10 protein-coding genes are annotated in these 13,802 nt (G+C 63.6%); 7 read left to right on the top strand and 3 right to left on the bottom strand.

What is annotated here, in order from left to right; translation table 11 throughout:
- The first annotated feature begins 7 nt into the window (after positions 1-7).
- Genes GRI34_RS09650 through GRI34_RS09635 form a run of 4 tightly spaced genes read left to right on the top strand, consistent with a single transcriptional unit; the run spans position 8 to position 4,281 of the window.
- Positions 8-1,450: a sensor histidine kinase gene (locus GRI34_RS09650; RefSeq protein WP_234028201.1), complete on the top strand. Its 1,443-nt coding sequence runs from the start codon at positions 8-10 to the stop codon at positions 1,448-1,450.
- A gap of 49 nt (positions 1,451-1,499) precedes the next feature.
- Entirely contained in the window at positions 1,500-1,985 is a 486-nt protein-coding gene (locus GRI34_RS09645) for a hypothetical protein (RefSeq protein ID WP_160595742.1), read from the top strand.
- Positions 1,982-2,749 carry an ATP-binding cassette domain-containing protein gene (locus tag GRI34_RS09640; protein WP_160595741.1) on the top strand — a complete coding sequence of 256 codons (768 nt, stop codon included), beginning with the start codon at positions 1,982-1,984 and terminating at the stop codon, positions 2,747-2,749. Before GRI34_RS09645 ends, GRI34_RS09640 begins: the two co-directional genes overlap by 4 nt.
- The gene (locus GRI34_RS09635; protein WP_160595740.1) at positions 2,746-4,281 is read left to right on the top strand and encodes an ABC transporter permease/substrate-binding protein; all 1,536 of its coding nucleotides are present in this window, start codon (positions 2,746-2,748) and stop codon (positions 4,279-4,281) included. The genes GRI34_RS09640 and GRI34_RS09635 overlap by 4 nt, the downstream gene beginning before the upstream one ends.
- Before the next feature lies 1 nt (position 4,282).
- Here the strand turns inward: GRI34_RS09635 and GRI34_RS09630 are convergent, their stop codons facing one another.
- The 3 genes from GRI34_RS09630 to lgt are packed head-to-tail and all read right to left on the bottom strand — an operon-like array spanning position 4,283 to position 6,691.
- Entirely contained in the window at positions 4,283-4,708 is a 426-nt protein-coding gene (locus tag GRI34_RS09630; RefSeq protein ID WP_160595739.1) for a DUF2147 domain-containing protein, read from the bottom strand.
- 55 nt (positions 4,709-4,763) lie between these two features.
- Entirely contained in the window at positions 4,764-5,819 is a 1,056-nt protein-coding gene (locus tag GRI34_RS09625) for a class I SAM-dependent methyltransferase (RefSeq protein WP_234028200.1), read from the bottom strand.
- Positions 5,816-6,691: a prolipoprotein diacylglyceryl transferase gene (gene lgt / locus GRI34_RS09620; protein ID WP_160595738.1), complete on the bottom strand. Its 876-nt coding sequence runs from the start codon at positions 6,689-6,691 to the stop codon at positions 5,816-5,818. The genes GRI34_RS09625 and lgt overlap by 4 nt, the downstream gene beginning before the upstream one ends.
- A 176-nt stretch (positions 6,692-6,867) precedes the next feature.
- Between lgt and GRI34_RS09615 the strand changes: the two genes are divergently transcribed.
- The 3 genes from GRI34_RS09615 (at position 6,868) to GRI34_RS09605 (ending at position 13,763) form a co-directional block, all read left to right on the top strand.
- Positions 6,868-8,562 (top strand): class I adenylate-forming enzyme family protein, encoded by a 1,695-nt coding sequence (locus GRI34_RS09615; RefSeq protein WP_160595737.1) that lies wholly within the window; start codon positions 6,868-6,870, stop codon positions 8,560-8,562.
- On the top strand, positions 8,559-11,318 hold the full coding sequence (locus GRI34_RS09610) for a [protein-PII] uridylyltransferase (protein ID WP_160595736.1): 2,760 nt from the start codon (positions 8,559-8,561) through the stop codon (positions 11,316-11,318). The genes GRI34_RS09615 and GRI34_RS09610 overlap by 4 nt, the downstream gene beginning before the upstream one ends.
- Positions 11,319-11,408: 90 nt before the next feature.
- Positions 11,409-13,763, top strand: a complete 2,355-nt coding sequence (locus GRI34_RS09605) for a TonB-dependent receptor (protein WP_160595735.1) — start codon at positions 11,409-11,411, stop codon at positions 13,761-13,763.
- Positions 13,764-13,802: the final 39 nt, after the last annotated feature.

Genomic DNA, 13,802 nt, shown 5'->3' with positions numbered 1-13,802 from the left:
GACCGTGATGGCTTCCTACGGCCTGGACGAGCTGATGGACGATCAGGAGCTCTCCCAAATCGTTCAATTCGCTGCGAAACTCTGCGGCGCGCCGATATCTCTGGTCAGTCTGGTCGAGGAGCAGCGACAGCGTTTCCTCGCGCGTGCCGGACTGCTGACGACCGAGACTCCACGGCCGACCAGTTTCTGCGCCCATGCGATGATGGAACGCGAGCCGATGATCGTGCCCGACGCTCTGCTCGATCCGCGCTTCGAACGAAATCCGCTCGTCACGGGTGAGCCCAAGATCCGCTTCTATGCCGGTGCGCCGCTGCTTTCGGCGGAAGGCGCGCCGCTCGGCTCGCTCTGCGTCATCGACACCGAACCGCGTCCGGGCGGCCTGACCGATCTGCAGCGCGAGGGCCTGGAAGTGCTGGCCGCATCGGTCATGCGTCGCCTCAACGCGCGGCGCGAATATCTCGCGGTGCAGGAACAGCTCGTCCGCGAGAGCATGCGCCTGCGCAAGATGGCGGAGCATATTCCGGTGCTGGCATGGGCCGCACGGCCCGACGGCTCTCTCGAATTCGGAAACTCCGCGCTCTACGAATATTTCGGCACGGAAGACCTTTCCAGAATCGATCTCAGCGACATGATCCATCCCTCCGACAGCGAAGAGGTGGAGCGTCTCCGCAAGAAATCCCGCGAACAAGGCGGCCGATGGGATGCAGAAGCGCGCGTCCGCCGGTCGGATGGCGAATATCGTTGGATGGTCCTGAGGGCATGGCCGATGCGCGACTCCAAGGGCGAGATCGAAACCTGGTTCGGAGCCGGGATCGACATCGACGAAACACACAAACTGTCCGAAAGCCGCGACCTGCTCGCGCGCGAATTGTCGCACAGGATCAAGAATATTTTCGCGGTGGTTTCAGGGCTGATCGCCATGCATTCCCGCGGACAGCCGGAAGTGAAGCCGTTCGTCGACAAGATCGGAGCGGCCATTCGGTCGCTGGCCACAGCGCATGACTACGTAAGGCCGGACGATGGTCGCTCCAGCGATAATCTGGGCGGGCTGCTCGAGGGGCTGCTCGAACCATATGCGTCGCAGGACCGGGAGCGGATCCAGGTCGATGGCGACCATATCGGACTGGGTTCGCGCGCGGCCACGCCATTGGCGCTGATCTTCCACGAGCTCGCTACGAATTCCGCAAAATATGGTGCGTTGTCGAACGGTGTCGGCAATGTGAAAATCAACGTCGTGGATGATTGCGACAGTGACGATAACGTATGCATCAGCTGGCACGAGGACATGGACGGATTTACGCCGCCTGCGCAGGATGAAGCGGAAGGGTTCGGATCGCGTCTCCTGCGCATGGCGATCGAAGGCCAGCTGTCCGGTCAATTCACCCGCGAATATTCGGACGAGGGCCTGCGCGTGGAACTGGTGATCCCCAGAACCTCGATTACCCAATGACCTTGAGCAAGGGTCGCCAGATTGGACTGACCGCGATATGCCTGTGCGCATGACCCGAAATATAGCTACGTTCGCCGCCCTGGCGCTCGCCCTGCCTGTTCTCGCCTGCGCTCCGCAGGAGGATGCACCGGAAGAACCTGCTGCAGTCGCTGAGGAAGAGGGTGCCCAGGAGGCCTCCGGCGAGGCAGACTCTGCGCCGCCTTCGCATAGCGAATTCTCCGATACCGCATGGCGCGTCATGGCCGAGGACGGGGCGCGCTATGTCACCTATATCGACGCCGACGGAACCTATCGCGACTTCCGCAATGGCGAGCCGTGGCAGGAGGGCAGCTGGAAATTCGACCCTGCCGAGGAAAGCGGGGATGGCGTCGATTTGCTCTGCTTCATGCCTGAAGCGGAAGACGGCAGCGAAAGATGCTGGGAGCCGGGAAGGCTGCTCGATGATGAGCTGGTCGTTACCTCGGGCGGAGGGCGCCGTGTTGCGCTGGAGAAGGTTGCCTACCTTGCGCCCGAAGGGGCCGAAGCGGAAGAGTGACGCAACGCAACGGCTCTTATCTATCCTTCGATAATGTTTCCCGGAGGTTCGGCGCCGTAACGGCTGTCGATGGCGTCTCGCTCGGCATTGCCAAGGGGGAGTTCGTCGCCCTTGTCGGAGCCTCCGGATCGGGCAAGTCGACGTTGCTGAAAATGGTCAATCGTCTGATAGACCCCAGCGGCGGAAACGTAGACCTCGGTCGCCAAAATGTAGAGGATATAGAGGTTTCTGCACTGCGCAGGCGGATCGGGTACGTGTTCCAGTCCATCGGCCTGTTCCCGCACATGAATGTCGGCCAGAATATTGCCATCGGCCCGCGACTGTCCGGCACGAGCCTGTCGCCCGACCGGATTGGCGAGCTGCTTTCGCTGGTCGAGTTGGAACCTGATATGACAAGCCGGATGCCTGACGAATTGAGCGGCGGGCAGAGGCAGCGGGTCGGCGTGGCAAGGGCATTGGCCAACGATCCCGAGCTGCTCCTTATGGACGAACCTTTCGGCGCGCTCGACCCGGTGACCCGCGATGCGCTTGGCGAGAGGGTGCTGGCGCTCCACCGCGAATTCGGCCTCACGACAGTGATGGTCACCCATGACATGGCCGAGGCGTTACTGCTTGCCGAACGTGTGCTGGTGATGGACGCTGGCAGGATCGTTGCAGACGAGACGCCAGCGGCGCTGGTAGCGGGCGAAGGCGGAGAGATCGCGCAGGCGCTTGTCGCCGTGCCCCGCCACCAGGCCGAGCGGCTGGCCGAGTTGTCGCGATGAACGGGCTTTGGGATGCGATCCTGGGCCTTGGCGACCAGTTGGCCGCGCATGTGCTCCTGTCGGCATCGGCAATCGCCCTCGGAATTATCGTGGCCCTACCATTGGCGGTCTGGGCCAGCCGCTCGCCTGCGGTTTCGCGCGCCAGCCTCTCCTTCGCCAGCCTGGTGCAGACGATCCCGGCCCTGGCGCTGCTGGCGCTGTTCTTTCCCATCCTTCTGAGCCTGCGCGCGGTCTTCGGCGAGGGCCTGCCGACGCTCGGCTTCCTGCCTGCCCTCTTGGCGCTGGCGCTCTATGCGCTGCTGCCGATCCTGCGCAATGCGGTGACGGCGCAGGCCAACCTCGACCCCGGCGTGATCGAGGCGGCGCACGGCGTCGGCATGAGTTTCCGCCAGCGCCTGTTGCTGGTCGAAGCGCCGCTGTCCGCCCCCTTCATCATGGCCGGTATCCGGACCGCGGCGGTGTGGACAATCGGCGCGGCCACCCTCGCCACGACCATCGGGCAGAAGAGCCTGGGCGATCCGATCTTCGCCGGACTGCAGACCCAGAACTGGGTGCTGGTGCTGGCGGGCTGCATTGCCAGTGCGGGCCTCGCAATCCTTGCCGACAGCCTCCTCGGCACGATCGAGCGCGGCTTTCGCGAACGCCGGCGGCCCCTGTGGCTCGGCGGCCTTGCGGCAGTACTGCTGGGCGTCGGCGCGGCTTTCTTCGCGCAATTCGGCGGGGACGACGAGGATCGTGTCGTCATCGGCGCCAAGGGCTTTTCCGAGCAATACATCCTCGCGCGCCTGATCGGGCAGCGGCTGGAGGCGGAAGGCTTCGAAGTCGAATACCGCGACGGGCTCGGCTCGGCGGTTGCGCACAGTGCGGCGGCCAGCGGCGAGATCGACATCTATGTCGATTACACCGGCACCATCTGGACCAACCAGATGAAGCGTACCGAGAACCCGCCGCGCGAGCAGATGTATCGCGAGATCGCCGAATGGGAAGACGCGAATACCGGGATGGAAGTGCTCGGGCGGCTAGGATTCGAAAATGCCTATGGCCTCGCCATGCAGCGCGAAACCGCGACCTTCGGCGAGTTCAACTCCATCGTGGACGTCGCGCAGCGCGGACAGGGAATGGTGATCGGCGGCGATCCCGAGTTCTTCGAGCGGCCCGAATGGATCGCGGTTCGCGATGCCTACGGCCTGCGTTTTGCCGGTCAGCGAAATTTTTCACCGACCTTCATGTACAATGCACTGCGATCGGGCGAGGCGGACATCATCGGCGCCTATACTTCGGATGGCAGGATCGTTGCCGACAAGCTCGTCATCCTCGACGACCCGCTGGGGGCTTTTCCAAATTACGATGCGGTGCTGCTGCTAAGCCCGCAAGCTTCACGGGACGAGGCGCTGAAAGCCGCGTTGATGCCGCTGATTGACGCCATTGACGTCGAGGCGATGCGCGAGGCGAACTATTCGGTCGATCGCGAAGAGGACAAGCTCAGCTTCGACGAGGCCGCACGCCTTCTGGCAGAGCGCGCCGGGCTGTAACTCAGCGGGCGCGGGTCCAGACCTGCGTCTGGCAGAACGGCCCGATGCATCCCTTCACTTCAAGCCGGTTGGCGTCCTTGCGGCGCACGACCGAGCGATAGGTCTTGCCGCTTTTCGGATCGTAGATCTCGCCGCGCCACAGGTCGCTGTCCTCGGTGAATTTGGTCAGCACGGGCATGCCCAGCAGCTTGCGGCTGCGCAGGCGCGGTTCCTTGTTGTTCACGTCCCGCTGGTCGAGGCCCTGTGGCGGGGCGACGAGGAAACGCGCGATCTTCCCGCATAGAGCACTGCCGCACTTGCCGATCTGGATGACGGCATCCTTTTCCGCCGTGACCCAGCGACCCTCGATCGGTTGGGCGGCGAGGAGCGGTGTGGCCGACACGAGGGCGGCAATGGCAACAAGGCGTTTGATCGGCAGGTATTTCATGGGCAATCCTTCCAGCTTCCTCGACGCGGAAGTCCTGCACAGGTTCCGATGAACCTCAGCCGAAGCCTGCACCTTCGGGCCAATCGGGCGGGGTCATGGCGAAGACCTTGAACAGCTCGCCCATCTCGTCTGCGCCCGTCAATCGCTCGAACGCCTGCGCGATCTGGGGTGCGCCTTCGGGCGTTTTGGTGACGAGTGCCTGTGCGCGGGCGCCCATGCCCAGAGCGCCAAGCCATTGGCCCTGCGTGGTCGAGGCGTGGTTCAATCCCTTGCCCGAAGCAATCTGCGACAGGATCGCGAAATCGACGTGAGCGGTGAGGTCCATATCGCCCGGTGCATCGAACACGCCCACTTTGCGGTGCGCCTTGATCGCCTGCAACGTTTCGCCGGTTCGCGGCTGGAGATGGCCATAATCGATCAGCAGGGCGGCGCCGCCCTGGCGCTTCAACCGGTCGGCCAATGTTTGGGCAAGGGCGGCTGCGGCGGGGCAGGCTTCGATGACAGTGCCGACCGCTTGATCCTTCATCGCATCGGGGACGGCGTCGTCCATCGGACTTGGCCCTGCGGCAAAGACGAATGCGTCCTCGTCCAGCGCGACCATGCGTTCGCGCCAGCCTTTTTCGGTCATGACCAGTTGCCGGATCGGCAGCGCATCGAGGAACTCGTTGCCGACGGCCAGCAGCGGCAGATCTTCGGGCAAGGTGTCGATCGTGTCGTGGAACGTCGCGCCGCCAAGCGCGCCCGCCTGCACATCGCGCAGCGCCTCGGATCCTTCGACGAGGTGGACTGCGGGTTTCAAACCCTGGCTCGCCATGGCGCGCAGCGCGTCAGTGGCAAGCGTGCCCCGGCCCGGACCCAGCTCTACATAGGCGCAATCGGGCTTGCCGGCGCGCGCCCACAGGTCGGTCAGCCACAGGCCGATCATCTCGCCGAACATCTGGCTGATTTCAGGCGCGGTTGTGAAGTCGCCGGAGGCGCCCAGCGGATCGCGGCTGGTGTAATAGCGCGCGTTGCTTTCGCCCATGTAGCGCGACACGGGCATGGGCCCGTGCCGCTCTATCAGACGCCTGAAGCGGCTGGCGAGGTCGGTGTCCTCGCGCTTGGCCGTCATGCCGTTTGCGCGGCGGGCGCCTTGGTCGTGCCGATGGGCTTCTTCGCGATGGCATAGACCATGACGGCAAGGCCCACCGCGATCATCGGCAGGCTCAGCCACTGGCCGCGCGACAAGCCGGTTTCGGCCACCACATAGGCAAGGTGTGCATCGGGTTCGCGGAAGAACTCGTTGACGAAACGGCCCACGCCCATGCCGACGGTGAACAGTCCGACCAGCAGGCCGGGGCGATAACGCGCGCGGGTCAGCCAGAAGAGCGCGATCAGCACGACGCCGAGCAGCAGCCCTTCGAGGCCGGCCTGGTAGAGCTGGCTCGGGTGGCGGGCGACATCGCCGCCTCCCGGGAAGACCATCGCCCAGGCGACGTCGCTTTCGACCGGGCGGCCGTAAAGCTCGCCATTGATGAAGTTGGCGATCCGGCCGAGCATATAGGCGAGCGGCACGTTGACGGCGATGTAGTCGCACACGCGCAGCCAGTTGAGATTGCCGCGCCGCGCGACCCAGGTGATCGCGACCAGCACGCCGATCACGCCGCCGTGGAAGCTCATCCCGCCGCCCCACAGCTTGAACAGCTCGATGCTGGTCAAAAGGTCGGCTTTGTAGAACGCTGCGTAACCGAGCCTGCCGCCGAGGATTACGCCCAGCGTGCAGTAGAAGAAGAGGTCGTCGGCGTGGCGCTGCGCCATCGGGCTGCCGTGCGACTTGATCATCTTGGACAGGTGCCAATAGCCCAGCAGGATGCCGAACAGGTAGGCGAGCGAATAATAGCGCAGCTGGAATCCGCCGATCTCGAACAGGTAGGGACGAAGGCCCAATTCCGCCCACTGGATGGGTTCGGAAACTGCCGCAGTGGCGGCCAATAGTGACAGCAAGGTTTTATCCCCTTAGAGACGTGTCGAAAGCCGCATGCGCGACCCGTTGCGGGGCGGCTTTTGGCATAGCAGGGGTTTTGGGGAAAGCCTGCGTCGCATCTCTATCCATCCCGAAAGGGGGATAGGGGCGATTCGCCATCGTGCGCGTGCATTTTGAGAGAGGACAAAAACACACCATGCCGACCGAACTCGACAAGGATATCCATCGCTTTACCGCCGCCGTGACCGCCCCGGGTCAGATGTTCGAAACCCACGATATCGAACGGCGCGGCGTGATGATGCCGGCCTTCAAGAACGCGCCGCCCAGCCTCGCGCATTATTTCGCGCACTTCTGCAACGAGAAGAAGGACGAGCTTTTCCTCGTCGATGGCGATCTGAGGCTGACCTTCGGTGAAGTCTATGCCGCCGCGACTCACGTCGCACATGGCCTCGCGACGAAGCATGGCGTGAAGAAAGGCGACCGCGTCGGTATCGCCGCGCGCAATTCGGCCAACTGGATGATCGCCTACATGGGCATCCTGATGTCGGGCGGCTGCGCCACCCTGCTCAACGGCTGGTGGACGGGCGAGGAAATGGCTTACGGCATCGACCTGTGCGATTGTTCGCTGGTTCTCGCCGACGCACAGCGCGCCGCGCGGTTCGAAGGCCAGGACATCAAGTCGAAGGTCGTGGTGTTCGATCACGGCGTGCCTGCCGAAGGCCTCGCCCGGGTATGGGAAGCGGGCGACACGGCGATGAAGATGCTGGGCGAAATCGGCTCGGACGATCTTGCCACCATCCTTTATACCTCGGGTTCGACCGGTCATCCCAAGGGTGCCTATTCCGACCACCTCGGCGTTGTGTCGGGCGTGATGAACTACGTCGCGCAGACCGCGATGATCCTGCAAATCCTGACCGAACGCGGTGATGCGCCGACCGTCCAGCCCTCCGCGCTGGTCGCCGTGCCGCTGTTCCACGTCACCGGCGAAGTGCCGCTGTTCCTCCAGAGCTTCGCGCTCGGCCGCAAGCTGGTGCTCATGCCGAAATGGGACGCGCGCGAGGCGCTGCGCCTGCTTGACGAAGAGAAAGTCACCTATTTCGTCGGCGTGCCGCTGATGAGCTATGAAATGGCCACCCATCCGGAGCGCGACCAGTTCGACCTGTCGAGCTGCAAGAGCTTCGCCGCCGGCGGCTCCGCTCGCCCGCCCGAGCACGTGAAGAAGATCAAGGACGCCTTCCCCGAAGGCTTCCCGCTCTTGGGCTATGGCCTCACCGAAACCAATGCGGTGGGCTGCGGCAACCTCAACGAAAACTACATGGAAAAGCCCGGCTCCACCGGCATGCCGTCGAAACCGCTGGTCGACATGGCCATCCTCGACGATGACGGCAACAAGCTGGAACAGGGCGCCGTGGGCGAGGTCTGCATCCGCTCGGTCGCGAACTTCCTCGGCTATTGGAAGAACGAGGATGCGACCGCGTCGGCTTATACGGACGATGCCTATTTCCGCACCGGCGATTTGGGCTATCTCGATGCGGACGATTATCTCTTCATCGTCGACCGCAAGAAGGACATCATCATCCGCGGCGGCGAGAACATCTCCTGCATCGAGGTGGAAGAAGCGATCTATGCGCATGACGCGGTGGCCGAGTGCAGCGTCTTCGGCGTGCCCGACGAACGCTTCGGAGAAATTCCGGCGGCGGTATATTTCACCCACCCCGGCAAGGATCTGAGCCCGGAAGAGCTCCAGGCCTTCCTCGCCGAGCATATCGCCAAGTTCAAGGTGCCGCATTACGTCTTCCGTTCGGACGACCACCTGCCGCGCCTGGGCACGCAGAAGGTCGACAAGCGCACCGTCAAGGCGACCTTCGCCAAGGACCTCGTCTCCAGTTGAGCGAACCGCAGATCCCCGACCGGCGCGCGATCATCGATCGCAAGGCGCTCGCCTCTCGCATAGAGGCGCTGGCCGGGGAGCAGGGCGCGAAGGCGCGCCCCCAGGTCATCGGCGCACTGAAAGAGGCACTGGAAGCCGGTCGTTCTGAAATGGAGCGGCGGCTGGAAGCACGCCCCTCCGACGGCCATGCCATCGCGGGCGGCTATTCCTTCCTCGTCGACCAGCTCGTGCGGATCATCCACGAGTACGTCACCCATTATGTCTATCCCGCAGCCAACCGGTCCTCGGGCGAGCGGCTCGCGGTCATGGCGGTTGGGGGATACGGCCGCGCGGAAATGGCCCCGCATTCCGATGTCGATATCGCCTTCCTCGTTGGCGAACGGCGCAATGCCTGGTGCGAACAGGTGGTGGAGGCAATGCTCTACCTCCTGTGGGATCTCGGCCTCAAGGTCGGCCATTCCACCCGCACTCTGGACGAGGCGATCAGGCTGGCGAAGGACGATCTTACGATCCGCACCGCGCTGCTCGAAGGCCGCTATGTCTGGGGTGACCGCGACCTTTATTCCGAAGGCGAGCGGCGCTTCACGCTCGAAGTGGTCAAAGGTAACGAGCGCGCTTTCCTCACGCAGAAGCTTCAGGAGCGCAACGCGCGCCACAAGCGCATGGGTGACAGCCGCTATGTCGTCGAACCCAATGTGAAGGACGGCAAGGGCGGCTTGCGCGATCTCCAGACGCTCTATTGGATCGGCAAGTTCATCCACCGCGTACGCAGCGCGTCGGAACTGGTCGACAGCGGGCTGCTGACCCGAAACGAATATCGTACTTTCCGCCGCGCCGAGCGCTTCCTCCTCGCAGTGCGCTGCCACATGCACGCGATCACGGGCCGGGCAGAGGATCGCCTGACCTTCGACCTGCAGCGGCGCGTGGCAGAGCGGATGAATTTCGCCGACCGTCCGGGCAAGTCCGCGGTCGAGCGTTTCATGCAGTTCTATTTCCTCCAGGCGAAACACGTCGGCAGCCTGACCGGAGTTTTCCTGGCCCACATCGAGGACGATCTCGCCACCCGCGCTGCGCGCAGCGGCTTCTTTGCCACCTTCCGCCAGAAGCCGCGCGAGCTCAAAGGCTACCGCGTGTTCGGCGGACGGATCGCCGCGCCATCGGACGATTATTTTCGCAAGGACCCGGTGCGCCTCGTCGAGATTTTCCAGATCGCCGAGGCAGAGGGGCTGGAAATCCACCCGGAAACCATGCGCCAGGCTGCCCGCGATGCGAAGCTGATCGACCATGCCGTGCGCGAGGACAAACGCGCCAACGCGCTGTTCTTGGACCTTTTGTCCGGGCGCAACGATCCCGAAACGGTCCTGCGCTGGATGAACGAGGCGGGCGTATTCGGCCGCTTCGTGCCGGATTTCGGCAAGGTCAACGCCCAGATGCAATTCGACATGTATCATCACTATACTGTCGACGAGCACACGATCCGCGCCATCGGACTGCTCAGCCAGATCGAGAAGGGCGAGCTGAAGCAAGATCATCCGCGCGCCACCCGCCTGATCCACAAGGTCGCGTCGCGCAGGGTCGCCTATGTCGCCGCGCTCCTCCACGATATCGCGAAGGGACGCGGCGGCGACCATTCGGTTCTCGGTGCGGAAGTGGCCCGTGAATTGTGCCCCCGCTTCGGCCTCAGCGAGAGCGAGACCGAGCTGGTGGCCTGGCTGGTCCTGCACCATTTGCTGATGAGCCACACCGCACAGAAGCGCGACCTGACCGATCCCAAGACGATCGAGGATTACGTAGGCGAGGTGCAGAGCATCGAGCGCCTCCGTCACCTCGCGATCCTGACTGCGGTGGATATCCGTGCGGTCGGTCCGGGCACGTGGAACAGCTGGAAGGGGCAATTGCTGGGCGAATTGTACGATTCAGCCTCGGAGCGTTTGCGGCTCGGCCACATGCGCCACGGCCGCAAGGAAAAGGTCGCTGCCAAGAAGGCAGAAGTGGCCGAAATGCTTGGCGAGAAGAGGCACCTGGTCGCCGAACTCGGCGATACTTTCGACGATTCCTACTGGATCGCCGAACCGCTCGACATCGTGGCACTCAACCTCGTCCACTATGCGGCAGCGCGCGATCTCGACCACGCGTTGTCGGTGCATTGCGAATTCTACGAAGCGCGCGGGGCTACGCTGGTCACGGTCATCGCAGCCGACCACCCCGGCCTGTTCTACCGAATTGCGGGCGGCATCCACCTGGCGGGCGGCAACATCATCGACGCGCGCATTCATACGACGCGCACCGGCTGGGCATTGGACAATTTCCTCGTGCAGGACCCGCACGGCGCCCCGTTCCGCGAGGAGGGGCAGCTCGAGCGGCTCAAGACCTCGATTGCCGATGCGCTGGCAAACCGCGTCGATCTCGCACCGAAACTGGCACAGCGCCCGCTGCCGCACAGCCGCTCCAAGGCGTTCGACGTCAGCCCGCGCGTGCAATTCGACAACAAGGCGTCGAATCGGTTCACGGTCATCGAGGTCAACGCGCGCGATCGTCCTGCATTGCTCAACCGTCTGGCTCGCGTGTTGTTCGAAAGCCGGCTCGTCGTCTACTCCGCGCACATCACCCACTATGGCGAGCGTGCCGTCGACACTTTTTACGTGACCGACCTCACCGGCGGGAAGCTGGTCGAAGGAGAGCGGCAGAACCGCGTCGAAGCGCGGCTGGTCGAAGCGGCGGGTGATGCGATGCAGGCCCGGCTCGAGGACGCCTGAACAAATCGGGGAAAACTTGCGGTTGCGTCGCGATTCCCAATTCGCCATCGGGGCCGCGAATTTCCCCCGAGAGAGAGTAACCCCCTAAAAATGAAATACAGTTCTGTTTCGCTGCGCGCGCTGTGCGTGCTCGGCGCCGGTCTCGTTCTGACTCCGCAAACTTCCTTCGCACAGGCTTCGGAAGAAGCGACGCAAGCGACCGCTACGCCAGCCGCTAGCGGCAGCGCGGCCGATGCCTTCAACATGATCGTCGTGACGGGCACCAAGACCCAGAACGCGGAAGACGTGCAGGACGTCGCGCTGGCAGTCACCGCATTCAACGCCGAAAGCCTCGATGCGCTCAACGTGCGCGACCTCCAGTCGCTCAGCCACTCGGCACCCAACGTCAATCTCGACCAGGTGGGGACCAGCCGCGGCCAGGCCAATTTCTCAATCCGCGGTCTTGGCATCAACAGCTCGATCCCCTCGATCGACCCCACCGTCGGCGTGTTCGTCGATGGCGTCTATCTCGGCATCAATGCGGGCGTGGTCTTCGACCTGTTCGACCTTGAATCGGTCGAAATCCTGCGCGGACCGCAGGGCATCCTGTTCGGTCGCAATGTGACCGGCGGCGCGGTGCTGGTGAACACCGGCAACCCGACCGATTACCTCACCGGCAAGGTGCGTGCCTCGGTCGACGGTCCGCCCCTGGATGGCGGCCGCGGCGGAGCGAACTACACCGTATCGGGCGTGGTCTCCGGCCCGCTGGTCGAAGACGCGCTGCTGTTCAAGCTGGGCGGCTATTACAACAAGGACGAGGGCTATTTCCGCAACCTCGCCGACGGGTCCAACCATGGCGCAGCGGAAACCACGATCCTGCGAGGGGCGCTCGAAGGACGGCTCGGTGCGCTTACGCTGACCGGCAAGCTCGACTATTTCGCCAGCGAAGGCGACGGCCCCTCGGGCCAGAATCGCGGCCAGTTCGACCGTGAAAGCTTCGATTTTGCGATCGACAATCCGGGCGCCTACGACAACGAGATCTGGACCGCCTCGCTGACGGCGGATGCCGATATCGGCCCCGGTACGCTCACCAACATCTTCGGCTGGCGTAAATACGATGCGTACACGTTTGGGGACATCGACTCCTTTCCGGTCTTTATCTTCAACTCACCCACCGACACCGCGCAGGAGCAGTTCTCCAACGAATTGCGCTATGCTGTTTCGACCGATGCGTTCGACCTGACGTTGGGCGGTTTCTGGTTCGAGCAGTCGATCGCCTACACCGAAGAACGCAACATCGTTTCCATCGCTCCGCTCGCTTTCCATGGCGGCGGGACGCAGGACCACGAAGTTCTCGGCGCCTTTGCAGCCGGTGAACTGCATCTCACCGATGCACTGTCCATCATCGCCGGTATCCGCTGGAGCCGCGAAGAAAAGGACGTGGCGGTTACCTATGTCCGTCCGCGCGAAGCCTGCTCGGTCATCGAGGGCACGTGCCCGGTCGGCGGCGTCAACCCGTGGAGCGTGGATCCGGCCTTTGCCGCGGTCTATCCGGGAGGCGAGGAGAACAACGGCTTCACCGACGCCAACAGCTGGTCGAACTGGTCGCCCAAGCTTGGCCTCCAGTACGACATGGGACGCGGGCAGATCTACGCCCACTGGACGCGCGGATATCGCAGCGGGGGCTACAATTTCCGCATCACGGCGGCCAACGCCTTCGAAGCGATCGCGGACGACAATGGCGCGTTCTATTTCGATGAAGAGCAGGTCGACAGCTACGAAATCGGCGGCAAGTTCCAGACCGACAACGGCGATTTCACGCTGAACCTGGCAGCCTATTACACCGACATCGCCAATATGCAGCGCGAGGTGAACCAGTCGTCGCAAAGTGCAGGGGTCGCCCAGTCGATCTTCAACACGGCCGATGCCTCGATCACCGGTTTCGAGGCCGAAGCGCGCATGCGCGTCTCGCGCGACCTCCTGTTCACGGCCAACATCGGCGTTATGGACGATGAATACGATGCGATCCTGTTCGATATCTCGGGCGATGGCGAAATCGACGATGCCGACCTTGCGCTACGCCTGCCGCGCGTACCCGAAGTGACCTGGGGCGTCGGCGCGATCCACGAACTCGACCTCGGCACGAGCGAGATCGTGAGCCGGGTCAACTTCCAGTACCGCGACGAATTCGCCTATACCGACAATAACTTCGGCTACATCCAGGATGCCGGGATGCTCGACGCGAACGTTAGCTGGAACACGCCGGTCGATGGCCTGAGCCTGTCGGTCTACGGCAAGAATCTGCTCGACGAAGTGCAGGCGGGCGGCGACACGCAGCTGCCGTTCGGCGCGGGGGGCTTCTCCAACGGCGTCAATCGTCCGTTCGACCCGCGTCCGGCGGTCGGCACCTTCTCGCCGCTGATGAAGGGCCGCCAGCTCGGCGCCGAAATCAGCTTCGAATTCTGAGCATCCGGGGCGGGGAGGGGTAACTCTCCCCGCTCTTTC

Source organism: Qipengyuania aquimaris (genome assembly GCF_009827445.1).
Taxonomy (GTDB): Bacteria; Pseudomonadota; Alphaproteobacteria; order Sphingomonadales; family Sphingomonadaceae; genus Qipengyuania; species Qipengyuania aquimaris.
This window is presented reverse-complemented; position numbering and strand designations above follow the sequence as displayed.

Bases quoted from the DNA above. Each gene is read 5' to 3' on its own strand.
- GRI34_RS09650 (WP_234028201.1), top strand. From the start codon at position 8: ATGGCTTCCTACGGCCTGGACGAGCTGATGGACGATCAGGAGCTCTCC.
- GRI34_RS09645 (WP_160595742.1), top strand. From the start codon at position 1,500: ATGACCCGAAATATAGCTACGTTCGCCGCCCTGGCGCTCGCCCTGCCT.
- GRI34_RS09635 (WP_160595740.1), top strand. From the start codon at position 2,746: ATGAACGGGCTTTGGGATGCGATCCTGGGCCTTGGCGACCAGTTGGCC.
- GRI34_RS09630 (WP_160595739.1), bottom strand. From the start codon at position 4,708: ATGAAATACCTGCCGATCAAACGCCTTGTTGCCATTGCCGCCCTCGTG.
- GRI34_RS09625 (WP_234028200.1), bottom strand. From the start codon at position 5,819: ATGACGGCCAAGCGCGAGGACACCGACCTCGCCAGCCGCTTCAGGCGT.
- GRI34_RS09615 (WP_160595737.1), top strand. From the start codon at position 6,868: ATGCCGACCGAACTCGACAAGGATATCCATCGCTTTACCGCCGCCGTG.
- GRI34_RS09605 (WP_160595735.1), top strand. From the start codon at position 11,409: ATGAAATACAGTTCTGTTTCGCTGCGCGCGCTGTGCGTGCTCGGCGCC.